Annotated in this window: 18 protein-coding genes and 1 pseudogene; 17 read left to right on the forward strand and 2 right to left on the reverse strand. The window is 72.8% G+C overall.

From position 1 onward, the window contains the following. The 5 genes and pseudogenes from ACZ434_RS21875 to ACZ434_RS21895 form a co-directional block, all read left to right on the forward strand. A pseudogene (locus tag ACZ434_RS21875) lies at nucleotides 1-423 on the forward strand (alpha-1,4-glucan--maltose-1-phosphate maltosyltransferase); the annotation flags it as partial. A gap of 8 nt (nucleotides 424-431) precedes the next feature. Then, a complete protein-coding gene (gene treS / locus ACZ434_RS21880; RefSeq protein WP_468458289.1) occupies nucleotides 432-2,150 on the forward strand; it encodes a maltose alpha-D-glucosyltransferase in 1,719 nt (572 codons plus the stop codon). A gap of 28 nt (nucleotides 2,151-2,178) precedes the next feature. Further along, nucleotides 2,179-3,537 carry a maltokinase N-terminal cap-like domain-containing protein gene (locus ACZ434_RS21885; RefSeq protein ID WP_468458291.1) on the forward strand — a complete coding sequence of 453 codons (1,359 nt, stop codon included), beginning with the start codon at nucleotides 2,179-2,181 and terminating at the stop codon, nucleotides 3,535-3,537. 4 nt (nucleotides 3,538-3,541) lie between these two features. Continuing rightward, on the forward strand, nucleotides 3,542-5,767 hold the full coding sequence (glgB, locus tag ACZ434_RS21890) for a 1,4-alpha-glucan branching enzyme (RefSeq protein WP_468458293.1): 2,226 nt from the start codon (nucleotides 3,542-3,544) through the stop codon (nucleotides 5,765-5,767). A 108-nt stretch (nucleotides 5,768-5,875) separates the two neighbouring features. Beyond that, nucleotides 5,876-6,964 carry a glutamate--cysteine ligase 2 gene (locus tag ACZ434_RS21895; RefSeq protein WP_468458296.1) on the forward strand — a complete coding sequence of 363 codons (1,089 nt, stop codon included), beginning with the start codon at nucleotides 5,876-5,878 and terminating at the stop codon, nucleotides 6,962-6,964. Between the two features lie 20 nt (nucleotides 6,965-6,984). Here the strand turns inward: ACZ434_RS21895 and ACZ434_RS21900 are convergent, their stop codons facing one another. Beyond that, nucleotides 6,985-7,218, reverse strand: a complete 234-nt coding sequence (locus ACZ434_RS21900) for a DUF6480 family protein (protein WP_468458298.1) — start codon at nucleotides 7,216-7,218, stop codon at nucleotides 6,985-6,987. Between the two features lie 153 nt (nucleotides 7,219-7,371). On the opposite strand from ACZ434_RS21900, the gene ACZ434_RS21905 reads away from it, so the two are divergent. Continuing rightward, a complete protein-coding gene (locus ACZ434_RS21905) occupies nucleotides 7,372-9,276 on the forward strand; it encodes an AMP-dependent synthetase/ligase (RefSeq protein ID WP_468458300.1) in 1,905 nt (634 codons plus the stop codon). A 154-nt stretch (nucleotides 9,277-9,430) separates the two neighbouring features. Further along, nucleotides 9,431-9,865, forward strand: coding sequence for an ATP-binding protein (locus tag ACZ434_RS21910; RefSeq protein ID WP_468458302.1), 435 nt, complete (start codon nucleotides 9,431-9,433; stop codon nucleotides 9,863-9,865). A 21-nt stretch (nucleotides 9,866-9,886) separates the two neighbouring features. Here ACZ434_RS21910 and ACZ434_RS21915 read toward each other — a convergent pair whose 3' ends face one another. Beyond that, nucleotides 9,887-10,258, reverse strand: a complete 372-nt coding sequence (locus ACZ434_RS21915) for a PRC-barrel domain-containing protein (protein WP_468458304.1) — start codon at nucleotides 10,256-10,258, stop codon at nucleotides 9,887-9,889. 350 nt (nucleotides 10,259-10,608) lie between these two features. On the opposite strand from ACZ434_RS21915, the gene ACZ434_RS21920 reads away from it, so the two are divergent. The 10 genes from ACZ434_RS21920 (at nucleotide 10,609) to ACZ434_RS21965 (ending at nucleotide 25,983) form a co-directional block, all read left to right on the forward strand. After that, nucleotides 10,609-14,598: a HAMP domain-containing protein gene (locus ACZ434_RS21920; RefSeq protein WP_468458306.1), complete on the forward strand. Its 3,990-nt coding sequence runs from the start codon at nucleotides 10,609-10,611 to the stop codon at nucleotides 14,596-14,598. A gap of 43 nt (nucleotides 14,599-14,641) precedes the next feature. After that, nucleotides 14,642-17,053: a SpoIIE family protein phosphatase gene (locus ACZ434_RS21925; RefSeq protein ID WP_468458308.1), complete on the forward strand. Its 2,412-nt coding sequence runs from the start codon at nucleotides 14,642-14,644 to the stop codon at nucleotides 17,051-17,053. Between the two features lie 117 nt (nucleotides 17,054-17,170). Further along, nucleotides 17,171-17,557 carry an STAS domain-containing protein gene (locus ACZ434_RS21930; protein ID WP_468458689.1) on the forward strand — a complete coding sequence of 129 codons (387 nt, stop codon included), beginning with the start codon at nucleotides 17,171-17,173 and terminating at the stop codon, nucleotides 17,555-17,557. Between the two features lie 70 nt (nucleotides 17,558-17,627). Further along, nucleotides 17,628-18,527, forward strand: a complete 900-nt coding sequence (locus ACZ434_RS21935) for an STAS domain-containing protein (protein ID WP_468458691.1) — start codon at nucleotides 17,628-17,630, stop codon at nucleotides 18,525-18,527. Further along, entirely contained in the window at nucleotides 18,524-18,943 is a 420-nt protein-coding gene (locus tag ACZ434_RS21940) for an STAS domain-containing protein (protein ID WP_468458310.1), read from the forward strand. The genes ACZ434_RS21935 and ACZ434_RS21940 overlap by 4 nt, the downstream gene beginning before the upstream one ends. Beyond that, the gene (locus ACZ434_RS21945) at nucleotides 18,943-19,383 is read left to right on the forward strand and encodes an anti-sigma regulatory factor (RefSeq protein WP_468458312.1); all 441 of its coding nucleotides are present in this window, start codon (nucleotides 18,943-18,945) and stop codon (nucleotides 19,381-19,383) included. The genes ACZ434_RS21940 and ACZ434_RS21945 overlap by 1 nt, the downstream gene beginning before the upstream one ends. Continuing rightward, complete coding sequence (locus tag ACZ434_RS21950) at nucleotides 19,383-20,450, forward strand: ATP-binding SpoIIE family protein phosphatase (protein ID WP_468458314.1); 1,068 nt, start codon at nucleotides 19,383-19,385, stop codon at nucleotides 20,448-20,450. Before ACZ434_RS21945 ends, ACZ434_RS21950 begins: the two co-directional genes overlap by 1 nt. Next, entirely contained in the window at nucleotides 20,447-22,165 is a 1,719-nt protein-coding gene (locus ACZ434_RS21955; protein ID WP_468458316.1) for a PP2C family protein-serine/threonine phosphatase, read from the forward strand. The genes ACZ434_RS21950 and ACZ434_RS21955 overlap by 4 nt, the downstream gene beginning before the upstream one ends. 133 nt (nucleotides 22,166-22,298) lie before the next feature. Continuing rightward, on the forward strand, nucleotides 22,299-23,672 hold the full coding sequence (locus ACZ434_RS21960) for an NAD(P)/FAD-dependent oxidoreductase (protein ID WP_468458318.1): 1,374 nt from the start codon (nucleotides 22,299-22,301) through the stop codon (nucleotides 23,670-23,672). A 76-nt stretch (nucleotides 23,673-23,748) separates the two neighbouring features. Next, nucleotides 23,749-25,983: an FUSC family protein gene (locus ACZ434_RS21965; protein ID WP_468458320.1), complete on the forward strand. Its 2,235-nt coding sequence runs from the start codon at nucleotides 23,749-23,751 to the stop codon at nucleotides 25,981-25,983. The last annotated feature ends 96 nt before the right edge of the window (nucleotides 25,984-26,079 follow it).

Here is a 26,079-nt window from a genome sequence, read left to right on the forward strand (position 1 = left end):
GAGAAGTACCAACTCCGCACCCGCGACCGGGACACCGCCGAACGCGAGGGCCGCACCATCACCCCCCTCATCACCCGGCTCAACACCATCCGGCGCGCACACCCCGCGCTCCACCGGCTCAGGAACCTCCGCTTCCACCGGACCGACAACGACGCCGTCATCGCGTACAGCAAGCGCAGCGGCCCGGACGTCGTGCTCGTGGTCGTCAACCTCGACCCGCATCACCCCCAGGAGGCCACGGTCTCGTTGGACATGCCGCAACTCGGCCTGGACCGGCACGAGTCGGTACCGGTGCGCGACGAGCTCACCGGCGAGACCTACCACTGGGGCAGCGCCAACTACGTGCGGCTGGAGCCGGGGCGGGCTCCCGCGCATGTCCTGCACGTCCAGCGACCGCCCGCCGCACAGCGAAACGGAGGGTGAGGAACGTCATGACCGTGAACCAGCCGGTGCCGGACATGTTCGAGGACACACCGGTCAGGGACCGGGACCCGGAGTGGTTCAAACGAGCCGTCTTCTACGAGGTCCTGGTCCGCTCCTTCCAGGACAGCAACGGCGACGGCATCGGCGACCTGAAGGGTCTGACCGCGAAGCTGGACTATCTGCAATGGCTGGGCGTCGACTGCCTGTGGCTGCCGCCCTTCTTCAAGTCCCCGTTGCGCGACGGGGGTTACGACGTCGCCGACTACACCGCCGTGCTGCCCGACTTCGGCGACCTCGCCGACTTCGTGGAGTTCGCGGACTCCGCGCACCAGCGCGGGATGCGCGTGATCATCGACTTCGTCATGAACCACACCAGCGACGAACACCCGTGGTTCCAGGAGTCGCGCAAGGACCCCGACGGCCCCTACGGCGACTTCTACGTGTGGGCCGACGACGACACCGGCTATCCGGACGCGCGGATCATCTTCGTCGACACCGAGGCCTCCAACTGGACGTACGACCCCGTACGCAAGCAGTACTACTTCCACCGCTTCTTCTCGCACCAGCCGGACCTCAACTACGAGAACCCGCGCGTGCAGGAGGAGATCCTGGCGGCCCTGCGTTTCTGGCTGGACCTGGGCATCGACGGGTTCCGGCTGGACGCGGTGCCGTATCTGTACGCGGCCGAGGGCACCAACTGCGAGAACCTGCCCGCCTCGCACGCGTTCCTGAAGCGGGTGCGCAAGGAGATCGACACCCAGTACCCGGACACCGTGCTGCTGGCGGAGGCCAACCAGTGGCCGGAGGACGTCGTCGACTACTTCGGCGACTACGCGGCCGGCGGCGACGAGTGCCACATGGCGTTCCACTTCCCCGTCATGCCCCGGATCTTCATGGCCGTACGCCGTGAGTCCCGCTACCCCGTCTCCGAGATCCTCGCCAAGACCCCGGCGATCCCCTCGGGCTGCCAGTGGGGGATCTTCCTGCGCAACCACGACGAGCTGACCCTGGAGATGGTCACCGACGACGAACGCGACTACATGTGGGCCGAGTACGCCAAGGACCCCCGCATGCGCGCCAACATCGGCATCCGCCGCCGGCTCGCCCCCCTGCTGGACAACGACCGCAACCAGATCGAGCTGTTCAACGCCCTGCTGCTGTCCCTCCCGGGCTCACCGATCCTCTACTACGGCGACGAGATCGGCATGGGCGACAACATCTGGCTCGGCGACCGTGACGCGGTGCGCACGCCGATGCAGTGGACCCCGGACCGCAACGCGGGCTTCTCCTCCTCCGACCCGGGCCGGCTCTTCCTGCCGACCATCATGGACCCGGTCTACGGCTACCAGGTCACCAACGTCGAGGCCTCCATGGCGTCCCCGTCCTCGCTGCTGCACTGGACCCGCCGGATGATCGAGATCCGCAAGCAGAACCCCGCCTTCGGCCTCGGCACCTACACCGAGCTGCCCTCCTCCAACCCCGCCGTCCTCGCCTACCTGCGCGAGTACGAGGACGACCTGGTGCTCTGCGTCAACAACTTCTCCCGCTTCTCCCAGCCGACCGAGCTCGACCTGCGCGAGTTCGACGGACGCCATCCGGTCGAGCTGTTCGGCGGGGTGCGCTTCCCCGCCATCGGCGAACTGCCGTACCTGCTGACCCTCGGGGGCCACGGCTTCTACTGGTTCCGGCTCACCCGAGTCGCATCCCGCATCGGCCGACGACTGTGAGCGTGTGCCGGCGTAAGGAGGCGTCACCATGACGAAGACCGCATTCCTGCGCCCGCGGAGCGCGCCCGCCGAGCCCATGGAGTCGCTCACCGGGCTGCTGCGCGAGTGGCTGCCGCTGCAGCGCTGGTTCGCCGGCAAGGACCGGCCCGTCACCGACCTCGGTGTGCTGTCGATGACGGAACTGTTCCCGGGCTGTCTGCACGTACTGGTGCACGCCGCGCACGGCGGCGTGCCCGCTCCCGGGGGCACCACCCCGGCCGGTGACTGCTACCAGCTGCTCCTCGGTGTGCGGGAGCACCCCTCGCCGCGGCTCGGCAAGGCGCTCATCGGCAGGGTGCCGGCCGGCCGGCTGGCCGGACTGACCGTCTACGACGCCCTCCACGACCCGCGCGCCGCCCAGCTCCTCCTGGACCGGCTGCGCCGCCCCGGCACCGCGGGCCCGCTCCACTTCGAGTGCGACGGGAGCCGGCAGGTGCCCGCCGGACTGGTGCCCCGGCTGATGACCGCCGAGCAGTCCAACTCCTCGCTGGTGTACGGCGACGAGTACATCCTGAAGGTGTTCCGGCGCATCCAGCCCGGGGTCAACCCGGACCTGGAGGTGCCGGGGGCGCTCGCCCGCCAGGGCTGCCACCGGGTCCCGGCGCCGGTGGCCTGGCTGCGCACCACGCATCCGTTCAAGGCCACCCTCGGGGTGCTCCAGCCGTATCTGCGCAACGCCTCCGACGGCTGGACGCTGGCCCTGGACGCGCTCGCCTCCGGTGACGACTTCACCGCGCAGGCGCACGCGCTGGGCCGGGCCACGGCGGACGTCCATCTGGCGCTCTCCTCGGCGTTCCCCATCGGCGCCCCCGGGGAGAACGGGCGGACGGCGGCGGCGATGACGGAACGGCTGACCGCCGCGGCGCACGCCGTGCCCGCGCTCCAGCCGTTCGTCCCCGGCCTGCGGGCCGCCTTCGCCGCACTGGCCACCTGCGACGCCGGACCGCCCGCCCAGCGCATCCACGGCGACCTGCACCTGGGGCAGGTGCTGCGGGCCGGGCGCGAGTGGTTCGTCATCGACTTCGAGGGCGAGCCGTCGCGGCCGCTCTCCGAACGGCGCAGCGCCCACTCCCCCGTGCGGGACATCGCCGGGATGCTGCGCTCCTTCGACTACGCCGCCCGCCAGCGCCGCCCCTGGCGGCCGGAGTGGGCGCGCCGCTGTCGCGAGGCCTACTGCGCGGGCTACGCGGCCCGCGCCGGCTGGGACCCCCGCAAGAAGCACGGCCTGCTCCGCGCCTACGAGACGGACCGTGCCGTGTACGAGGTGCTGTACGAGGCCCGGCACCGACCCGACTGGCTGCCCGTACCCATGGCGGCGATCGAGCGCCTCGCCGTGAGAGGAGACTGAAGCCGTGGCCCTGCATGAGACCCCGCTTCCCGAGTCGGCCGGGCCCGTCCCGTCCGCGCCCGCGGCCCCGGGGGCCGCGCCGGCCCTCGACCCGGCCGACCGGGGGCGCCTGCTGGCGGGCGCCCACCACGATCCGCACGCGCTGCTCGGCGCGCACCCGGTGCCCGGCGGGATCGCCTTCCGGGCGCTGCGCCCCTTCGCCCGCGAGGTGGGCGTGATCGTCGACGGCGAGCGCACCCCGCTCGTCTCGGAGGGCGACGGACTGTTCTCCGTCGTCCTGCCGCTCGACGCGATCCCCGCGTACACCCTGGCGGTGGCCTACGAGGACGACGAGGCGGCCGAGACGCACGACCCGTACCGGTTCCTGCCGGCCCTCGGCACCTTCGACCTGCATCTGATCGGTGAGGGCCGGCACGAGGAGCTGTGGACGGCGCTCGGCGCGCACCCCATGACCCATCAGGGCGTCACCGGCACCCGTTTCACGGTGTGGGCGCCCAACGCGCAAGGGGTGCGGGTCGCCGCCGACTTCACCCACTGGGACGGCACGGCCTTCCCGATGCGCTCGCTCGGCTCGTCCGGGGTGTGGGAGCTGTTCCTGCCGGGCGTCGGCGAGGGGACCCGCTACAAGTTCGAGATCCACTCCCGTCACGGCCACCGGTTCCTCAAGGCCGACCCGATGGCGCGCCGTACGGAGGCCCCGCCGAACACGGCGTCCGTGGTGACGGCCTCGCACTACGAGTGGGGTGACGCCGAGTGGTTCGCGCGGCGGGCCGAAGTGCCGGTGCACGAGGCGCCGTTCTCGGTGTACGAGGTGCACCTGCCGTCGTGGCGGCCGGGGCTGACGTACCGCGAACTCGCCGAGGTGCTGCCCGCGTACGTCACGGACCTGGGCTTCACCCACGTCGAGCTGATGCCGGTGGCCGAGCACCCCTACGGCCCGTCCTGGGGTTACCAGGTCACGGGGTTCTACGCGCCCACGGCCCGCCTCGGCACCCCGGACGACTTCCGGTACCTGGTCGACGCCCTGCACCGGGCCGGGATCGGCGTGATCATGGACTGGGTGCCGGCGCACTTCCCGAAGGACGACTGGGCGCTGGCCCGGTTCGACGGGGAACCGCTGTACGAGCCCGGGGACTCCCGGCGCGCGGAGCACCCCGACTGGGGGACGTACACCTTCGACTTCGCCCGTACCGAGGTGCGCAACTTCCTGGTCGCGAACGCCGTCTACTGGTGCCAGGAGTTCCACATCGACGGGCTGCGGGTGGACGCCGTCGCCTCCATGCTCTACCTCGACTACTCGCGCGAGGACGGCGGCTGGGAGCCGAACGCGTACGGCGGCCGGGAGGACCTGGCGGCGATGGCGTTCCTGCAGGAGATGAACGCGACCGTCTACCGGCGCTGCCCCGGTGTGGTGACCATCGCGGAGGAGTCGACGGCGTGGGGCGGGGTGACCCGGCCGACGGACACCGGCGGTCTCGGTTTCGGGCTGAAGTGGAACATGGGCTGGATGCACGACTCCCTGGAGTACGTCTCCCACGAGCCGGTGCACCGCAAGTACCACCACCACGAGATGACCTTCGCGATGGTGTACGCCTACAGCGAGAACTACTGTCTGCCCATCTCGCACGACGAGGTGGTGCACGGCAAGCAGGCGCTGGTGTCGAAGATGCCGGGCGACTGGTGGCAGCGGCGCGCCAACGTCCGCGCCTACCTCGCCTTCATGTGGGCCCATCCCGGTAAGCAACTGCTGTTCATGGGGCAGGAGTTCGCCCAGGGGGCCGAGTGGTGCGAGAAGCAGGGGCCGGAGTGGTGGCTGCTCGACGAGGGGTACCACTCGGCCGGTGACCACCGCGGGGTGCAGGACCTGGTGCGCGACCTCAACGCCCGCTACCGGGCGACCCCGGCGCTGTGGCAGCGCGACACCGACCCGTCCGGTTTCCGGTGGGTGTCGGTCGACGCCGCCGACGACAACGTCTTCGCGTTCCTGCGGTACGACGCCGAGGGCGCCCCGCTGCTCGCGGTGTCGAACTTCTCGCCCGTGGTCCGGCACGACCACCTCCTCACCACCGGCGACGAGGTGGTCGCCTGGCAGGAGGTCCTCAACACCGACGCCGCGCGCTACGGCGGCGGGGACGTCACGAACCCCGGTCCGCTCAAGCCCGAGGACGGCCGCCTCCGGCTCACCCTTCCGCCGCTCGCGACCGTGTGGCTGGCACCCGTCCCCCTGTGAGGCCCGGCGACGACGCCAGGTGTCCTCCGGCTCCGGCGGGGCATTCGGCACCGTACGGCCGGGGGCGTCCCGGCGTCGTCGCGGCAGGTCGCGGAAGGGCGGGCACAGGTGCGCACCGTGGGAGTGGAGGAGGAGCTCCTCCTGGTCGATCCGGAGACGGGAGAACCGCGGGCGATGTCCGCCGCGGTGCTCGCCCGGGCCGAGCGGGACGACGCCGGGCAGGACGTGTTCGAGAAGGAACTCCACGAGCAGATGCTGGAGTTCGCCACCCATCCGCAGTCGTCCATGGAGAGCCTGCGCGAGGAGATCGTGCGCTGCCGCGGGGAGGCGGCCCAGCACGCCGGGGAGATCGGCTGCGCCGTGGCCGCGCTCGCCACGTCACCGCTGCCGGTCAGCCCGTCCGTCGGAGTCAACCGGCGCTACCGGTGGATGGAGGAGCAGTACGGGATCGCCACCCGGGAACAGCTCGTCATGGGCTGCCATGTGCATGTCTCCGTCGAGTCCGACGAGGAGGGCACCGCGGTCGTCGACCGGCTGCGGCCCTGGCTGTCGGTGCTGGCGGCGCTGAGTGCGAACTCGCCGTTCTGGCAGGGCAGTGACACGGGATACCAGAGCTACCGCGGCCGGGTCTGGCAGCGCTGGCCGTCCGCCGGTCCCACGGAGATCTTCGGCTCGGCCGAGCGGTACCACCGGCGGGTCGCCGGCATGGTGGCGACCGGCGTGATCCTCGACGAGGGGATGGTGTACTTCGACGCCCGGCTGTCCCAGCGGTATCCGACCGTGGAGATCCGGGTCTCCGACGTCTGCCTGCACGCCGGGACCGCGGGACTGATCGCCACCCTCGCCCGGGGGCTGGTGGAGACCGCGGCACGCGAGTGGCGGGCGGGCGAGGAGCCGCCGGACCCGGGCGTCAGCCTGCTGCGGCTGGCCGCCTGGCAGGCCGCCCGCTCGGGACTGGCCGGCGAACTGCTCCACCCCGCGACCATGCGGCGCATGCCCGCCGAGGCCGTCGTACGCGCCCTCCTCGATCACGTCACCGAGGCCCTGGAGGCCGACGGCGACCTCGAGCGCGCCCGCGAGGAGTGCGCCCGGCTGCTGCGCGACGGCAACGGCGCCCAGGTGCAGCGGGACCTGATGCGGCGCACGGAGAGCCTGCGGGACGTCGTCACGGAGTGCGTGCGGCACACCCAGGCGTAGGGGCCGGTGCGCCGGGCGGGTCAGAGCATCAGGACCAGGGCGGAGACCAGGAAGAAGCCCGCGACCAGGATCACCACGGCGAGGATCGCGGTCAGCGGGCCCTTGGCCCAGCCCTTGGTCGGATTGTGGGTCTCCTGGGGGCCCGCTTCGGGCATGCTGCTCTCCGCGGGCGGGGTCTCGCCGGGGGGCACGCCGCCGCCCGGCTCGAGGCCGGTGGTGCGTTCCGGGTCGGGATCTGGGTTGACGTAGGTCATGGGGTCCGGGTCCCCCGAAACCGCCGAGATCATCAGTGCGGACACACTTGTCGCGATCCCGGCGCGGGGGCGGGCCCGCTCGACTACATTCAGGCACCGCCGATGACCGTCCTCACCGGCCGCGTCACACCCCGTACATGTCAGGAGCAGTGCATGCGCGACCTCGCTCTCGCTCCCCCGTCCGCCACGCCCCTGACCGGCGGTCTCGCCGACAGCCTCTTCGCGAGGGCGGACGAGAGCCCGACCCTGCCCGTGCTCGCCCGCCGCACCGGCCCGGACTCCTCCACCTGGGAGGAGATCACCGCGGTGGAGTTCCGGGACGAGGTCGTCGCGCTGGCCAAGGGCCTGATCGCGTCCGGGATCTCACCGGGCGCGCGGGTGGCGATCATGGCGCGCACCCGTTACGAGTGGACGGCGCTGTGCCACGCCCTGTGGACGGTGGGCGCGGAGGTCGTGCCGGTCTATCCGACCTCCTCGCGCGAGCAGGTCGAGTGGATCCTCAGGGACGCCGGCTGTGTGGCCGTCCTGGTGGAGGACGAGCAGAGCGTGATGACCGTCGGATCGGTGTGTGCCGCCCTGCCGCGGCTGCGGCACGTGTGGCAGCTGGACGGGGGCGCGCTGGAGCAGCTGGCGGCGCGCGGCGAGTTCATCCCGCCGGCCACGGTGGACTCGATGCGCCGCATCGTGCTGCCGGACTCCACGGCCGTGATCGCCTACACCTCGGGCACCTCCGGGCGTGCCATGGGCTGCGCGCTGAGCCACCGCGGCCTGGCGTTCGTCTGCGACACCCTGCTGGAGGGGTGGGGCCACACCACGGCGCCGGCCGGGGAGCGCGGCGCCGTCCTGGCCTTCCTGCCGTTCTCCCATGTGTACGGGCTGATGATCCAGAGCCTGTGCGTCCGGGGCGGACTGCTGATGGGCCACGAGCCGGACCTGGGCGAGGAGGCGCTGTCCTCGGCCCTGCGCACCTTCCGGCCCACCTATCTGTACGCGGTGCCCTCGCTGCTGGAGAAGATCTACAAGAACTTCCTGCGCACGGCGCAGCAGCAGGGCCGCGGGGCCCTGTTCGAGCGGGCCGCCGGGACGGCCCGGGACTTCGCCGCCGCGGTGGAGCGGCAGCGGCTGGGCCGGGGCCCCGGGCCGGGCTTCGACCTGCGGTTGCAGCACGCCCTGTACGAGCGCACCGTCTACCGCCGGCTGCGGGCGGCGCTGGGCGGCCGGGTCGTGCGGGCCACCTCCGGCGGTTCGCCGCTCAACCGCGGCCTCTCCCTCTTCTACGAGGGCATCGGCGTCTACGTCCACGACGGCTACGGGCTCACCGAGACCAGCGGCGGGGTGACGATGCAGCCGTTCGGGCGGGAGAAGTCCGGCACCGTCGGACAGGCGCTGCCGGGCACCGAGATCCGGGTGGCCGACGACGGGGAGATCCTGGTGCGCGGACCGTCGGTGTTCCAGGGCTACGTGGGCGACGAGGCGGCCACGCGGGCCGCGCTGGGCGGCGGCTGGCTCGCCACGGGGGACCTGGGCCGGCTGGACACCGAGGGCTATCTGACGATCACCGGCCGCAAGAAGGACATCGTCGTCACCAGCAGCGGCAAGAGCGTGGCACCGGCTGCCCTGGAGCACCGGCTGCGGACGCATCCGCTGGTCCATCAGGCCGTCGTCGTGGGCGACAACCGTCCCTGTGTGGGTGCGCTGATCACCCTGGACCCGGATTTCCTGGCCGACTGGCGGGCCGCGCTGTCCCTGCCGGGCGACGCGCCGGCCCGGGAGGCGCGGGAGGAGAACGCGCTGCGCGAGGAGATCGCGCGGGCGGTCGCCGCGGCCAACAGCAGTGTGTCGCGGGCGGAGTCGATCCGGGTGTTCCGGGTGCTGCCCGAGCCGTTCGACGTGACCAACGGTCTGCTGACGCCGTCGATGAAGCTGCGCCGGGACGAGATCGTGCGCCGCCACGCGCTGGAGATCGACGCGATGTACCAGTCGCGCGCGCGTCCGGCGAGGACGCCGGCGCCGGACGAGTCCGCGGGCTGGGACGACTCCGACAACGTGTTCCGCTGAACGCCCGGGGGGCCGCGGGCGGCCCGGCGGGTTTGTCACCGTCCGCGCCCGGGCATGCGGGCGCGTAGGCTCCGCCCGCACGGGAACCCACGAAGCGAAGGGACGCACAAGGACGCGGACGACCGCCCCGCTGCGCCGGGGCCTGGAAGGCGAGATGGCACCCGAGCCGTATAGGGACAGGACACTGGCCGGCGAGGAGATCACGAACCGCATCGCCAGCTTCCCCGGGGAGCTGCACGATGTGACGGACGCACGTCTGGTCGCGGAGGAGTTCCTCTTCGACCTGGCCCGTGTGTCGGCGCCGTCGGCTCCCGAGCACTGGGACGACATCCTCCTGGTGGTGACGGAACTGGCCGCCAACGCGGTCCAGTACGCGCCGGGCCCCTTCCAGTTGCGTCTGCGCAGGACGTTCGACGGGGTGCACGTGGTGATGCACGACACCAGCACCACCGAACCGGCTCCCCGCCCCTTCCATCCGAGCAGTGGCGGGGGCGGGATCGGCTGGCACCTGATCCACACGCTGTGCGATCAGGTCAGTGTCGTCGGCGACGACCACGGCAAGGACATCCACGTCTTCCTGCCGTGGTGAGCCCGGGCCGGGCGCCGGCGCTCAGCCGGCGGGGCGCTCGCGGGACGGCAGCCCGTGGTAGTAGTCGCCCACCGCGGTGAGGTAGGCCGGGTCCCTGGTCTCGCTGTCGGTCCGGAAACGGGGCGCCGCCTTGACCTCGGCCCGCGTGCAGGCGACCGTCAGCCTCCGCTCCCCCGCGTCCACGCCGGCCACCACCCCGGCCGGCACCATCACGCTGCGGCCGAACACCCATACTCCGGTGTCGACGACGAGGTGCCGCATCCCGTGAGGGTCGGCCTGCCGGTCCACATGGCCGATGGTGCCGTCGCTCGCGACGACGGTGTAGCCCGTCAGATCCCGCTCCGCCATGGGGCTCAGGTGCGGCGTGTAGGACCAGATGCTGTCGATGGGCACTGCTCGTTGCCTCCCCGGTGAAGTCCGCTCCGCGGAAGTGAGCGGGACCGGTGTCCCCGCCCGCCCTCCTCCACTCCAGCAAATACCCGGCGGGCGCTCGTACATTCGAAAGGGGCGGACCGGAAACCGCGCGCCGGTGATCCGGTGCCGCGCGCCCGGCGAAAACCCGGCCGAGTACCCGTCTTCCCGTGAGGTATGCACGCCCGGCGCGACTGTCGTGGTCCGCTCTCCGTGGTGGGCCCGTGCTTTGTTCCGCGCCCTCGAATTGGGTTAGCCTTCGGCGTATTTATCGTCGCGCAGATCCGTGAACTGCGGAAACGCGCACTGACTCTGCCGGAACGAGGGTGCGCATGACCAGCAAGAGCAGCGAGGGGACGGACGCTGCGCCGGGGGACGAGGAACTGAGGCGGCTGCTCGCGGGGCTGACGGCGGTCCGCGACGGGGACTTCGGCACCCGGCTGCCGGACGACGCGGACGGCCTGATGGGCGACATCGCCAAGGTCTTCAACGGCATGGTGGACCAGTTGTCGGTGTTCACCTCCGAGGTGACGCGCGTGGCCCGCGAGGTCGGCACCGAGGGGGCGCTGGGCGGTCAGGCGCAGGTGCCGGGGGTTTCGGGCACCTGGGCGGATCTCACGGACTCGGTGAACGCTATGGCGGGCAACCTCACCGCTCAGGTCCGCAACGTGGCCCAGGTGACGACGGCCGTCGCCAAGGGCGACCTCTCGCAGAAGATCACGGTCGACGCCCGCGGCGAGATCCTCGAACTCAAGAACACCATCAACACGATGGTCGACCAGCTCTCCGCCTTCGCCGACGAGGTCACCCGCGTCGCCCGCGAGGTCGGCACCGAAGGACGCCTCGGCGGCCAGGCCGATGTGCAGGGCGTCAAGGGCACCTGGCGCGACCTCACCCATTCGGTGAACTTCATGGCCGGCAACCTCACCGGCCAGGTGCGCAACATCGCGCTGGTGGCGACGGCCGTCGCCAAGGGCGACCTCTCGCAGAAGATCACCGTCGACGCCCGCGGCGAGATCCTCGAACTCAAGAACACCATCAACACGATGGTCGACCAGCTCTCCGCCTTCGCCGACGAGGTCACCCGCGTCGCCCGCGAGGTCGGCACCGAAGGACGCCTCGGCGGCCAGGCCCAGGTACGGGGCGTCTCGGGCACCTGGAAGGACCTCACCGACAACGTCAACGTGATGGCGTCCAACCTGACCGGTCAGGTCCGCTCCATCGCCCAGGTCGCCTCCGCCGTGGGCCGGGGCGACCTGTCGCAGCGGATCAGGGTCGAGGCCGCCGGTGAGGTCGCGGCGCTGGCCGATGTCATCAACACGATGGTCGACACGCTGTCGGCCTTCGCCGACGAGGTCACGCGTGTCGCCCGCGAGGTCGGCACCGAGGGCCGGCTCGGCGGCCAGGCGCATGTGCCCCATGTCGCGGGCACCTGGCGGGACCTCACCGACAACGTCAACTCCATGGCCAACAACCTCACCGGCCAGGTGCGCAACATCGCGCTGGTGACGACCGCCGTCGCCAGGGGCGATCTGTCGAAGAAGATCGACGTCGACGCGCGCGGGGAGATCCTCGAGCTGAAGACCACCATCAACACGATGGTCGACCAGCTCTCCGCCTTCGCCCAGGAGGTCACCCGCGTGGCCCGCGAGGTCGGCACCGAGGGCCGGCTGGGCGGCCAGGCCGAGGTCGAGGGCGTCTCCGGCACCTGGAAGCGGCTCACCGAGAACGTCAACGAGCTGGCCGGCAACCTCACCCGGCAGGTCCGCGCGATCGCGAAGGTCACCAGCGCCGTCGCCGAGGGCGATCTGACGCGCTCGATCACGGTGGAGGCGTCGGGCGAGGTCGCCGAGCTCAAGGACAACATCAACGCGATGGTGGAGTCGCTGCGCGAGACCACCCGCGCCAACCAGGAACAGGACTGGCTCAAGACCAACCTCGCCCGGGTCTCCGGCCTGATGCAGGGGCACCGCGACCTGCCCGTGGTCGCCGAGCTGATCATGGACGAGCTGGTGCCGCTGGTGTCGGCCCAGTACGGCGCCTTCTACCTCGTGGAGGAGGCCGACGACGGCCCCGGGCTGCGGCTCGTCGGCTCCTACGGCTACCCCGACGACGACGGCCGGCCGGCCCGTATCGCCTTCGGCCGCACCCTGGTCGGCCAGGCCGCCCGCAGCCGCCGCACCATCACCGTGGACGAACTGCCGCCGGACTACCTGGCCATCTCCTCCGGTCTCGGCCAGGTGGTGCCGACCGCGCTGGTGCTGCTGCCGATCGTGGTCGAGGGCCATGTGCTCGGCGTCATCGAACTGGCGTCGGTGACCCCGTTCACCCAGATCCACCACGACTTCCTGGTGCAGCTGATGGAGACCATCGGCGTCAACGTCAACACCATCGTGGCCAACGCCCGTACCGACGAGCTGCTGACCGAGTCGCAGCGGCTCACCGCCGAACTCCAGGAGCGCTCGGCGGAGTTGCAGTCCCAGCAGGAGGAACTGCAGCACTCCAACGCCGAACTGGAGGAGAAGGCCGCGCTGCTGGCGGCGCAGAACCGGGACATCGAGGCGAAGAACCTGCAGATCGAGCACGCCCGGCAGGAGCTGGAGGCGCGGGCCCAGCAGCTGTCGCTGGCCTCGAAGTACAAGTCGGAGTTCCTGGCGAACATGAGCCACGAGCTGCGCACCCCGCTGAACAGCCTGCTGATCCTGGCCCAGTTGCTCGCCCAGAACCCCTCCCGCAACCTCAGCCCGAAGCAGGTCGAGTACGCGCAGATCATCCACTCGGCGGGCTCGGACCTGCTGCAGCTGATCAACGACATCCTCGATCTGTCCAAGGTCGAGGCGGGGAAGATGGACGTCAGCCCCGAGCGGGTGGAGCTGCGCCGGCTCGTGGAGTACGTCGAGGTCACCTTCCGGCCGATGACGATGCAGAAGAGCCTGGACTTCACGGTGGCGACGGCCCCGGGCGCGCCGGCGGACCTGCTCACCGACGACTCCCGGCTGCGGCAGGTGCTGCGCAACCTGCTGTCCAACGCGGTGAAGTTCACCGAACGGGGCGGGGTGGAGCTGCGGATCGAACCCGCGCCGGACGACGAGGTGCCGGCCGGGGTGCTGCGGGGCGGACCCGTGGTGGCCTTCCGGGTGCGGGACACCGGCGTCGGCATCCAGGAGCAGCACCTGGAGTCGATCTTCGGCGCCTTCCAGCAGGCGGACGGCACGACGAGCCGCAAGTACGGGGGCACGGGGCTCGGGCTGTCCATCACCCGGGAGATCGCGCATCTGCTCGGCGGTGCGGTCACGGTGGACAGCGTCGCGGGACAGGGCAGTACGTTCACCCTGTTCCTGCCGGTGGCCCGGCCGGACTTCGAGGAGCTGCTGCGGCCCGACCGGGCCACGGACCACGAACCGGCACAGGCGCTGCCGGACACCTCGTCCCGGTCCCTGCCCGCGATCGAGCCGGGCTCCGGGCGGCGTCCGCGGCGGCTGCTCGTCGTGGAGGAGCGGCCCCGGGGGCTGCTGACCCTGGTCGCGGAGAGCGTGGTGCAGGACGTCACCCGGGGCGACGGCACCTCCCGGCCGTCGGTCGACATCATCACCGCCGTCGGCGCCCAGGAGGCGGCCGGCGCGCTGGCCGCCGATCCGTGCCACTGCGTGGTGCTGGAGCTCGGCATGGAGGAGGAGGTCACCCGGTTCCTGGAGGCGCTGCGCGGCGACTCCGCCCTGGCGAGCGTGCCGGTACTGGTGCACAGCGGCCACCGGGCGGACGCGGCGGTGGAGGAGTCGCTGCGCTCCCGGGCCGAGGGGACGGCGCTGGAGTTCCTCTCCAGCCTGGACGAGCTGCGCGAACGCATCGCGCTGCACCTGTCGGCCGAGGAGCCCGGGGACGTGCTGTCGCTGGTGCGCACCGACGACACGCACCGGCCCGCCCCACAGACGGTCGTGGACGGCTCGTTCTCCGGCCGGACGGTCCTCGTCGTCGACGACGACGCGCGCAATCTCTTCGCGCTCAGCGGGATCCTGGAGCTGCACGGCTTCCGTGTCCTGCACGCCGAGAACGGCCGCACGGGCATCGAGAGGCTCGTGAACAACCCCGACGTGGCGCTCGTGCTGATGGATGTGATGATGCCGGAGCTGGACGGCTACGCCGCCACGGCCGAGATCCGCGCCATGCCGCAGTACGCCGAGCTGCCCATCATCGCCGTCACCGCCAAGGCGATGCCCGGGGACCGGGAGAAGAGCCTCGCCTCGGGGGCCAGCGACTACGTCACCAAACCGGTCGACACCCAGGCCCTGATCGCCTGCGTCCGCCGCTGGCTGCCGGTATGAGCGCCGTCGCGGGGCCGCGCGGCCGGCGAGGAGCGTGCGCGCCATGAGCATCAGGGAGCATCCGGACGGGCCGGGGCCCGAGCCGCGGCTCGACCACCCGCCGGCGGGTCCGGCCGGGGTGTCCGCCGACTCGCCCGTGGGCAGGCTCGCGGCCACGGTCGACCGGCTCAGCCGTGAGGTGCGGGCGGCGCAGGCCGAGGCGGAGGGCCGGGCGCTGATCGAACTCGCCAAGGGCATCCTGGTCGAGCGCCTGGGGTGCGGTCCCGCGCAGGCCGCCCGTCAGCTCGCCGAGCTGACGGAGCAGGCCGGGACGACCCAGCTGGAGTTCGCCGTCGAGGTGATCAACCAGGCCGCCCGGGACCGGATGTCGGAGGTGACGGACGCCTTCCTGGCCGCCACCCGGGCCGCCGAGGAGGCGGGTCCGGAGCCGGCCGCCGTGCGGCTGCGCGCGGCCGAGAGCGGGGCTCTCGCGGCGGACGACACCCAGGCCGTCGCCGAGTCCCTGCTGGAGCAGGCGCTGCGCCCGCTGGGCGCGGTGGCCGTGGCGATCTGGGCGGCCGCCGCCGACGGGTCGCTCACCCTGGCGGGCAGCGCGGGGTTCTCCCCGGCCGAGGCGGCCCGCTGGCACTACGTACCGCCGGACGTGGCGACGGTCGCCCGGTGCGCCCTGACGGAACGCGACGGCCTGTGGATCGCGTCGCCGGCCGACCGGGGCCTGCCCAGCGTCGGCCGCCACCACTACCCGGAGGGCGGCAGGGCCGCCGTGCCCGCCGGGACCGGGGGGCGGGTGTACGGCGTACTGGAGATCGTCTGGCCGTCGCCGCTGCCCGAGCAGCCGCCGCAGATCGTCCGCCAGGTGGAGGCCCTGGCCGAGCTGTGCGCGCACACCCTGGAGACGTACACGCCGCCGAGCGGCCCGGCCCGGCAGCCGCGGGTGCTGCCGGACACGGCGGAGCTGATGGACCTGGCCGACGGGCTGTACGACCCGGCCCTCGTCCTCGTGCCGCACCTGGACACCGCCGGGAACCTGCTGGACTTCCGTATCCAGCACGTCAACAGCCGTTTCCTGGACCCGGCGGGCCGGCCGCGCGCGATGGTCAGCGGCGCGCTGCTGCTGGAGGCCTATCCGATGGTCGCCGGGGACAGCGACCTGTTCCAGCGGATCGAACGCGTGTACGCCACGGGTGAGCCGTTCCGGGCCCGGCGCATGCATCTGACCGCGCTGGTCGACCAGGTGCCGCTGTCGGCGGTCGCGGACATCAGCGTCAGCCGGCACGGCTCGGGGATCCTGTTCATCTGGCGCATCGAGGACGAGACGGCGCGTCTTGCGAGCCTGCTCCAGCACGCCCAGCGGCTCGGCCGGATCGGCGGTTTCGAGGAGAACCTGCTGACCGGGGAGATCACCTGGAACGGCCAGCTGTTCGACCTGTACGGGCGGCCGCGGTCGAGCCCTCCGGTGGCGCTGGAGGAACTGCCCGCGCACGCCCATCCGGACGACGCCGTCACCATCGGCCGCTTCCTGCGCACGCTGCTGCACCACCGGCGGCCGGCCTCGGCGGCCTTCCGGCTGCAGCGGCCGGACGGGGTGACCCGGCACATCCGGGTGGTCGCCGAACCGGTCCTGGACACCGACGGCCGGCTGCTCACCATCCGCGGCGCCTACCAGGACATCTCCTCCCAGCACTGGACGGAGGTGGCACTGGCGGCCACCCGCGACCAGCTCGCGCACACCGAACAGCACGCCAGCGAACGGGACCGGCTGGCGCTGCAGCTCCAGCACGCCATCATGCCGCCCACCCAGGCACCGCTGCAGGTGCCCGACCTGGACGTGGCGGTGCGCTACCGGCCCGCCGAGGCCGAGCAGCTGGTGGGCGGCGACTGGTACGACGCCGTGGTGCTGCCGTCCCGGCTGGTGCTGCTGTGCGTGGGCGACGTCGCCGGTCACGGGATAGAGGCGGCGACCAGCATGGTCGTCCTGCGCAACGCGCTGCGCGGGCTCGCCGTCACCGGCGCGGGCCCCGGGCAGCTGCTGTCGTGGCTGAACATCGTGGCGCACCATCTGACGGGCGGCGTCAGCGCCACCGCGGTCTGCGGCCTGTACGACCCGGCCTCGCGCAGGCTGCGCTGGGCACGGGCGGGTCATCTGCCGCCGGTGCTGGTGCGGGGCTCCGAGGCCGCCCCGCTGCCGCTGGTGCGCGGGCTGCTGCTGGGTGCCGTACCGGAGGCGTCGTACGAGGAGGCGGAGGTGCAGCTGGCCGCCGAGGACAATCTGCTGATGTACACGGACGGCCTGATCGAGCGCCGGGACCGTACGGTGGAGGAGTCCCTGACCCATCTGCTGGCCACCGCGGCCACCGCTCCGGGCACGCTCGACCAGCGGCTCGACCGGCTGCTCACGTACAGCCGGTCGGACACGGACGACGACACGTGCATCGTGGGAATCCGCGTGGGGTGAGCAGAACGGCCCGGGCGGGCGGCGGGAATTCGCGACGGGGCCCGATGCATGAGCCGGCGATTCGGGGGTACGCGCGGCTGCGCGACGAAGAGCTTGATCACCTTGTTGGAGGTACTCGTGCACATCGCCCAGGACCCGTTGTCCGTCGAGGTGACCCTTCCGCGTGAGGATGTGGCCCTGCTCACGGTGGAGGGGTACTTGGACGTCGACACGGCGACCGAGTTCCAGCACCACCTGGCGAACCAGCTCCATCACGGCCGCCGGCACTTCCTGCTCGACCTGTCGGCGGTCCCCTTCATGGACTCGTCCGGCATGAACATCATCCTGCGCGTGTACCAGGAGGCGCGCGGGCTGCCGGGGAGCGTGCACATCATCTCCCCCGCTCCCGCGGTGCGCCGCATCCTGGACCTGACGGGCGTGAGCATCACCGTCCCGGTCTCCTCCAGCGTCGAGGAGGCGCTGGAGCGGGTCGACGGGACGCCCCCGGCCGAGCCGGAGTCCTGACCGGCCGACCCCCATCACCGTGCCCGGGGCGAGCTCGGCGCGGCGCGACAACGACGAGGAGAACGAACAGGTGCCGCAGCACGAAACGGGCGGAACTCCCGGAACACCGGCGCACGAGGTCAGGGACTTCCTGCTGCGCCGGAGCGAGCAGATCGCCCAGCGGTGGGCGGACGAACCCCTGTTCCGCACGGTGTTCACGGTCTCGCGCGAGGAGGCGGTGGAGGCCGGCAAGGCGGTCGTCGACGCGCTCGCCCAGGTCGCCGACTCGCACCGGATCGAGGACCCGGACGCCGCGGGCTTCACGGGCGTGCGCGAACAGCTCGCGCGGATGGGGGCCGCCCGCTCCCGCGCCGGGCTGTCCGCCACCCAGGTGTCGTCCGAGCTGGCCGCGCTGCTGCCGCCGGTGGAGAACCTCCTGGTCGCCGATCTGGAGCAGGAGCCGTCCGAGCGGCTGCGGGAGGCTTCGACGGCGCTCAGCGTGCTGCTGGGCACACTGCGTCTGGTGGCCATGCAGACCGCGCTCAGCGAGGGTCAGGCGCTCATCGACCGCCAGCGGCTCCAGCTGCTGGAGGTGGCGACACCGGTGATCAAGCTCTGGGACGGCATCGTGGCGGTCCCGCTCATCGGGACGCTGGACAGCGCCCGCAGCCAGGTGGTGATGGAGACCCTGCTGAACGCGGTGGTGGACCAGCACGCCCGGTTCGCGATCCTCGACATCACCGGTGTGCCCACGGTGGACTCGCTGGTGGCGCAGCACCTGATGAAGACGGTCGCCGCGGCCCGGCTGATGGGCGCGGAGTGCGTGGTGTCGGGCATCCGTCCGGCGATCGCGCAGACCATCGTCCACCTCGGCCTGGACCTCGGCACGGTGAAGACCCGGGCCAGCCTCGCCGACGCACTCGGGTACTGCCTGCACGAGCTGGGGGCGAACATCGTGAACGCGACGCCCGACGGAGCGGGCCGGCGGTGAGCGAGGGTGTCTCCCGCCCGGTAGCGGGACATGTGCCGGTGCTCAGGCTCGGGGACGTGCTGCTGGTCACCCTGCAGGGGGATCTGCACGACAGCATGGCGTACCAGCTCCAGCAGGATCTTTCCGAGACCATCGTCCGCAGCCGCGTCACGGGGGTGGTGATCGACATCTCCGGCGTGGAGATGGTCGACTCCTTCCTCGGCAGGGTGCTGGCGGAGATCGCGGCCCAGACCGAGCTGCTGGCCGCGCGGACCGTGGTGGCCGGTATGCGCCCCGCGGTCGCCATCACCCTGGTGGAGCTGGGCCTGACGCTGCCGGGGCTGCGGACCGCGCTCACCACCGAGGCGGCGATGGAGCTCCTCGCCCAGCCCATCGTGCCGCTGCGGGCCGGCGGCGGGCGCGAGGAGAGTCGTTGATGGACACTGCCGCGGGCGTGGAGGCCCGCATGCCCATCCGGTCGGACATGGATCTGGTGTGGGTACGCCAGCATGTGCGACAGGCCGCCGCCAAGCTCGGCTTCTCCCTGGTGGACCAGACGAAGCTGGTGACCGCCGCCAGTGAGCTGGCGCGCAACACGCTGGTGCACGGCGGAGGCGGCCAGATGGAGGCGTCGCACGTGACCACGGGCGGGACCGACGGGCTGCGGCTCACCTTCGGCGACTCGGGCCCCGGCATCCCCGACCTGGACCGGGCGCTCAGCGACGGCTACACCTCCGGCGGAGGGCTGGGCATGGGGCTGGGCGGCGCCCGGCGCCTGGTGCACGACTTCCAGGTCGAGACCGCCCCCGGTTCGGGGACCACGGTGCGGGTGACCTCGTGGGTGTCCCGCCCGCCGCGGCCGCGCGAGGACGTCTGATGCCGCGCGTGTGGGACGTACCGGTGCAGGACCCGACCCGGGTGCGGGACGTACGGGTCGCCGCGGAGGAGGCGGCGGCCCTGGCCGGGCTCGACGAGCAGCGCACCGCCGCGGCGTCCCTGGTCGCCACCGAGCTCGCCACCAATCTGCTCAAGCACGCGCAGGCGGGCGGGGTGCTCATCGACGTCGTCGACCCGCCCGCGCCCCGGGAGGGCCGGCCGGCACGGACCGTGCAGATCGCCGCGATCGACCACGGGCCGGGCATCGCCGATCCGGACCGTGCGCTGCGGGACGGATACTCCTCCACCGGCTCGCTCGGCGCGGGGCTCGGCACCTGCCGGCGCCTCGCCGACGACTTCGCCCTGCACAGCGTGCCCGGGCGGGGCACCGTGGCGGTGGCCCGCGTCGGGACCGCCGCCGGGCGTCCGGGCCACGGCGAGGACGCCCCGGGCGGCCTCGGTGTGCACGCCGGCGGCGTCAACGTGCCCTTCGCCGGCGCGGACTTCTCGGGGGACGCCTGGGCCTGGGTCAGGTCCGGCGACCGTACGACGCTGATGCTGGCCGACGGGCTGGGGCACGGGAGCGAGGCGGCCCGTGCGTCGACCGCCGCCGTCGAGGAGCTGCGCCACTGGGCCCGGCTGCCGCCGGCGGAGCTGCTGCACAAGCTCCACCCCGCGCTGACCGGGACACGGGGCGCGGCCGTGGCCGTGGCGCAGCTGGACACCTGGACGGGCCGACTGCGCTTCGCCGGGATCGGCAATGTGTCGGCCCGGCTGCGGGAGGGCGACCGCTGGCGGTCCCTGCTGTCCCGGCCGGGCATCGTCGGGGTGCACCAGCCCCACACGGTGCGCGAGGACGACGTCCCCTGGACCGCGGGGAGTCTGCTGATCCTGCACACGGACGGGCTGCCCAGCCGCTGGACGCCGCCCCCGGACACCGGACGGCCCCCGGCCGACCCGGCGGTGACGGCCGCCGTGACCGTCCGGGACGCCGGCAGCTCCGCCCGTCCGGTGCGGGACGACACCGCCGTCGCCGTCCTGGCCCCCGTCCCCCCGGAGGTCCCATGACGCGGAGCTGGCGGATCGGCACCGTCACCGACGCGGCACGCGCCCGTATCGCGGTGGCGCGCCTGGCCGCGGCGTACGGGGTGCCCACCGTGGAACGCGCCCGGCTGGCCACGGCGCTCAGCGGCCATCTGCGGCAGTGCCTCACCAAGGGCGGCACCTGGGTGCTCACCCTGGAGGGGCCGGACTCCCCCGCCGGGGAGGCGGCCCTGCACGCCGTGGTGACGCCCTCCCCCGACGGGCCCGTCACCGGCCGCGCCCCGTGGACGGCGTCGGTCCCCTGCCCCGAGCCGGGGCAGCCGGCCGCCGGCACCGGCGCGGTGGCGGAGGACCCGGCAGGCCTGTCCGAGGCGCTGCTGGGCGCCGACGAGGAGACGGCCCTGGTGCTGGAGAAGCTGGCCGAGCAGGAGGAGCTGGTCGCCTTCCACCGGGAGGAGCTGCACCAGACCAACCAGGGCGTCGTGGCGCTGCACGCCGAGCTGGACGCGGCGGGACGGGCGCAGCAGGAGGCGTTCGCCGCCGAGCGGCGGGCCCGCGAGGAGGCGGAGAACGCCCGGCGCAGGCTGACGTTCCTGGCGGACTCCAGCGCCGTGCTCAACGCCTCGCTGAACCACGATGAGATCGTGCGCCGGCTGCCGGCGCTGCTCGTGCCGCGGTACGCGGAGAGCGTCGACGTATGGGTGTTCGACCAGGAGGACGACGCGCACCGGTCGGCCGCCCGTTCGGGTGCGGCGGTCCTCGCGGCCCGCACCGGACGCCCTCAGTACGCCGCCGGCCATCCCGGGGGCCTGCCCGGCGTGGACGACCGGCCGCCGTCGGCCCTGGGCCCGGAGCGGCCGCTGCTGTGCGTCCCGCTGACGGCACGCCGTACGCCCCTGGGCGTGCTGACCCTGTCGCCTCCCGGTGAGCGCTGGGACCCGGACGACGCGGTGATGCTGATCGAGCTCGCCCGGCGGGCCGCGACCGCCATGGACAACGCCCGCCGGTTCGAGCACAACCGGGACATCGCCGAGACGCTGCAGCGCGCGCTGCTCACCGAGCTGCCCACCGTGCCGGGCCTGAGTCTGGCGGCACGCTATCTGCCGGCCACGCACGGGATGAACGTCGGCGGCGACTGGTACGACGCGTTCCGGCAGCAGGACGGCAGTCTGGTCACCGTCATCGGCGATGTGACCGGGCACGGGCTGCACGCGGCGGTGATGATGAGCCAGCTGCGCACCGCGCTGCGGGCCTACGCCGTCGACGGCGACGGCCCCGGCCGGCTGCTGACCCGGCTGCACGGGTATCTGCGCCGGCTCCAGCCGGACCTGTTCGCCACGGCGGTGATCGCGCGGTTCCATCCGGACGAGCACACGCTGACGTGGGCGGCGGCGGGTCATCCGCCTCCGGTGCTGCGGCTGCCCGGCGGACGGGTGCGGATCCTGGACGCCAAACCGGGCGCGATGCTCGGCATCCCGCTGCGGCAGGACATCGCCGACCACACCGAGGAGCTGGCGCCCGGTTCGACGCTGGCGCTCTACACGGACGGGCTGGTCGAGCGGCGGGCCCGGGGCATCGACCCGGGCATCGAGCGGCTCGCGCAGGCCCTCGGGGCGTACGGCGGCGCCGACCTGGACGCGGATCTGGAGGAGTCCGCGGACCGGATCCTCCATCCGCTGCTGAGCGACTCCGAGCGCGACGACGACGTGTGCCTGCTGCTGTGCCATCTGCACGGCTGACGCGGGGGTGACGGGCGGGTCCGCCGCGGCTTCCCGGTGCGCCGTCGCGCCGGTGCGGGCATCGTGGTGCTGAACAGGGGCACGCGTCAGGCATCGATGCCCGAGGCAGACCGCCTGGAGCCGCAGGAAGGGAATGAGAACCGTGACACGACCCAGGATCCTCGTGGTGGGCGCGGGTTTCGCCGGCGTGGAGTGCGTACGGCGGCTGGAGCGCAGGCTCGCCCCGGACGAGGCCGACCTCACACTGGTGACGCCGTTCTCCTACCAGCTCTACATGCCCCTGCTCCCCCAGGTCGCCTCGGGTGTGCTGGCGCCGCAGTCGGTCGCGCTGTCCCTGCGCCGCAGCGAGCGGTACCGCACGCGGATCATCCCGGGCGGGGCCATCGGCGTGGATCTGCGCTCCAAGGTCTGTGTCGTGCGCATCGTCAACGGCGAGATCGTCAACGAGCCGTACGACTACATCGTGCTGGCCCCCGGCAGCGTCACCCGCACCTTCGACATCCCGGGGCTGACGGACCACGCCTTCGGGCTGAAGTCCCTGGCCGAGGCCGCCTACCTGCGCGATCACGTCATCTCCCAGCTCGACCTGGCCGACGCGTGCCACGATCCGGCGGAACGGGCCTCGCGGCTGCAGTTCGTGGTGGTCGGCGGCGGCTACGCGGGCACCGAGACCGCGGCCTGCCTCCAGCGGCTGACGCACGCGGCCGTCAAGCGCTATCCCCGGATCGACCCGGGTCTGGTCAAGTGGCACCTGATCGACATCGCGCCGAAGCTCATGCCGGAGCTGGGCGAGAAGCTCGGGCGCAGCGCGCACGAGATCCTGACCCGGCGCGGCATCGAGATCTCGCTGGGGGTCTCCATCGAGAAGGCGGGCGCCGAGGAGGTCACCTTCACCGACGGCCGGGTGGTGCCCACCCGCACCCTGATCTGGACCGCCGGAGTCGTCGCCAGCCCGCTCATCGCCACGCTCGGCGCGGAGACCGTCCGGGGGCGGCTCGCGGTCAACGCGGACATGTGCCTGCCGGGCCACGACGGGGTGTTCGCGCTCGGCGACTCGGCCGCGGTGCCGGATGTGGCCAAGGGCGACGGGGCGGTGTGCCCGCCGACCGCGCAGCACGCGCTCAGGCAGGGCCGGCACGTCGCCGAGAACGTCATCGCGACCCTCAGGGGCCGGCCGACGCGGCCGTACGTCCACAGGGATCTCGGGCTGGTGGTGGACCTCGGCGGCACCGACGCGGTCTCCAAGCCGCTCGGCTTCGAACTGCACGGTCTGCCGGCCCAGGCGGTGGCCCGCGGCTACCACTGGTCGGCGCTGCGCACCAATGTCGCCAAGACCCGGGTGATGACCGACTGGCTGCTGAACGCCGTCGCCGGCGACGACTTCGTGCGCACCGGGTTCCAGGCGCACCGGCCGGGCAATCTGCGGGACTTCGAGTACCTCGACGCCTATCTGACGCCGGAGCAGGTGCGGGCGCACGTCGAGGAAGCGGGCCGGGCGGCTCGGTGATCCGCCTGGCGACAGGCGGCGCACCCGGTGCGCTGCCGGGGTCCGGGCCGGTGACGACGGGGGAGAGTGCGGCGGAGTGAACGCGGTGGGACGGCCGGGGTGGACACGGCTGCGGGACCACCTGGCGGCGTCCGATCCCGGTCTGCTGCGGCTGACCGCCGGGCTGCGGACGGTGGGGGCGATCGCGCTGGCGCTGGCCGTGCTCGCCTCGCTGGGGTTCGGTGTCACCCGTCTGGTGGCGGGGGCGATGACGGCGATGGTCGCCACCTTCGCCATCCGGGAGCGGCAGCGGGGCGCGCAGGCGGTGACCCTGGCCTGCGGGCTGCCGGTCGCGCTGACCGCCGTGTCGCTGGGCGCGGTGCTCAGTGAGCGGCCCGTCGTCGGGGACGCCTTCTTCGTCGTCCTGATCTTCTGCGCGGTCTACGGCCGCCGGTTCGGCGACCGCGGGACCGCACTCGGCCTGATCGGCTTCCAGGTCTACTTCGTGTCCCTGTTCGTCGGCGCCTCCCCCGCCGAGCTGCCGGAGCTGTGGACCGCCATGACCATCGCGTTCGCGAGCAGCGCGCTGGTGCGGTTCGCCGTCGTGCCGGTGGCGCCGGCCGGGCTGCTCCTGCGGCTGCGCCAGGCCTTCCGGGCGCGGCTGGGCCGGCTCGTCTCCGCGCACCTGGCGCTGCTCGACGCCGGACCGGAGGAGATGGACAAGGCGCTGGAGGAGGTGCGGGAGGGCACCGCCCGGCTGCACGAGACGGCGCTGATGATCCAGACCCGGCTGGAGGAGGGCACGCCCGACGAGTCGGCGGCGCGGCTGGTGCAGCGCCGGATCGCCGACGCGGAGATCGCCGCCGAGCGGCTCGGTCTGCTGCTGCTGTCCGCCCGCAGCGCGGAACGGGCGGACACGCTCACCCTGCATCTGCCGGGCGCGCCGGCCCCGGAGGTCGGGCGGCTGCCCGGACCGGACGAGGCCGCCGACCGGTTGCGGCGGGACCTGGAGGCGCTGCGCGCGCTGGTGCTGTGGACGGGCACCGCGGGGACGGGCGTCGCCCACGTCCGCAACCGGCTGCTCGCCTACCGGGACGAGGAGCACCTGCCGCGGGCCTCACCGGCCGTGCGGGACGTGTTCCGGGCCGTCGGCGAGACCGCCCGCGCCGTCATGGGGCTGCGCGTCGCCCTGGACGGTCCGCAGGACGAGTCGGACGACAGCCCGGCGACGGCCAGGTCCCGGGAGGAGCTGGACGCCGAGGACGCCGCCATCGACGCCGGCGAGGAGGCCGAGGCGGCCGGCCGGCAGAAGGGGCTGCGGCGGCCCACCACCCGGGCGGCCGTCCAGGTGGCCGTCGGTTCGACGCTCGCCATCATCGGCGGCGAGTTCCTCTCCACGGACCGGTGGTACTGGGCGGTGCTGACCTGCTGGATCGTCTTCATCAACACGGCCTCGACCGGCGAGATCCTGGTCAAGGGCTACCGGCGGCTGCTGGGCACGGTGTTCGGCGTGGTCGCCGGCATGGCGCTGGCGGCGGTGGTGGGCCGGCACACCCTGGCGGCGTTCCTGCTGGTGCTGGTGCTGATCTTCCTGATGTTCTACACGGCGCCGCTGTCCTACACGCTGATGTCGTTCTTCGTGACCGCGATGCTCGGGCTGCTCTACACCCTGCTGCACACCTACAGCTGGGAGGTGCTGGTGCTGCGCCTGGAGGAGACGGCGCTGGGCGCGGCCTGCGGGGTGGTCGCGGCGGCGCTGGTGCTGCCGGTGCACACCGACCGGCGCACCAACGAGCTGCTCGTCACCGTGCTGGAACGGCTGGCCGAGGTCACCGAGGCGGCGGTGGGACAGCTCAGCGGCGCTCCCGGCGAGGACCTGCTGGACCGGGCGCGCGAGCTGGACCAGGCGCTGGGTGATCTGCGCTCGGCCACGCAGCCGCTCACCCATCCGGTCACGCCCCTGCGGGCCCGGCGCACCAACGCCCGCTACGTGGTGGCACTCCTGGAGACCTGCGCGTACCACGCGCGTTCGCTGGCGGCGACGGCCGAGCTGCTGCCCACGCATCCCGCGATCGCGGCGGACCCCCGGCTGCGCGGGGCGGCGGGCCGTACGGTGCGCAACATCAGGACGATCGCGACGCGTGTCGCGGACGAGGAGGTCTCCGCGCCGGTCGAAACGGGCTCGAGCATCGCCTCCCTCCTGGGCGACGACGGCACGGACCGCTACGGCCGCATCACCGGCCGGGTCCTGCGCCACCTGGAACGCCTCGACGAGGCCGTGGTCGGCCTCGCCCGCCCCTTGGACGTACGCACCACAGCCCCCGACCACTGACCCACCCCGCGTTCCCCGCCCGGGCCGGCACAACGGCCCACGCCGCCCGGCCCCCAACGGTGGGCCGGCTCTACCCCGCACAGCGTCTGGGCCCCG

The sequence above is a fragment of the Streptomyces sp. NPDC030893 genome, assembly GCF_055571535.1.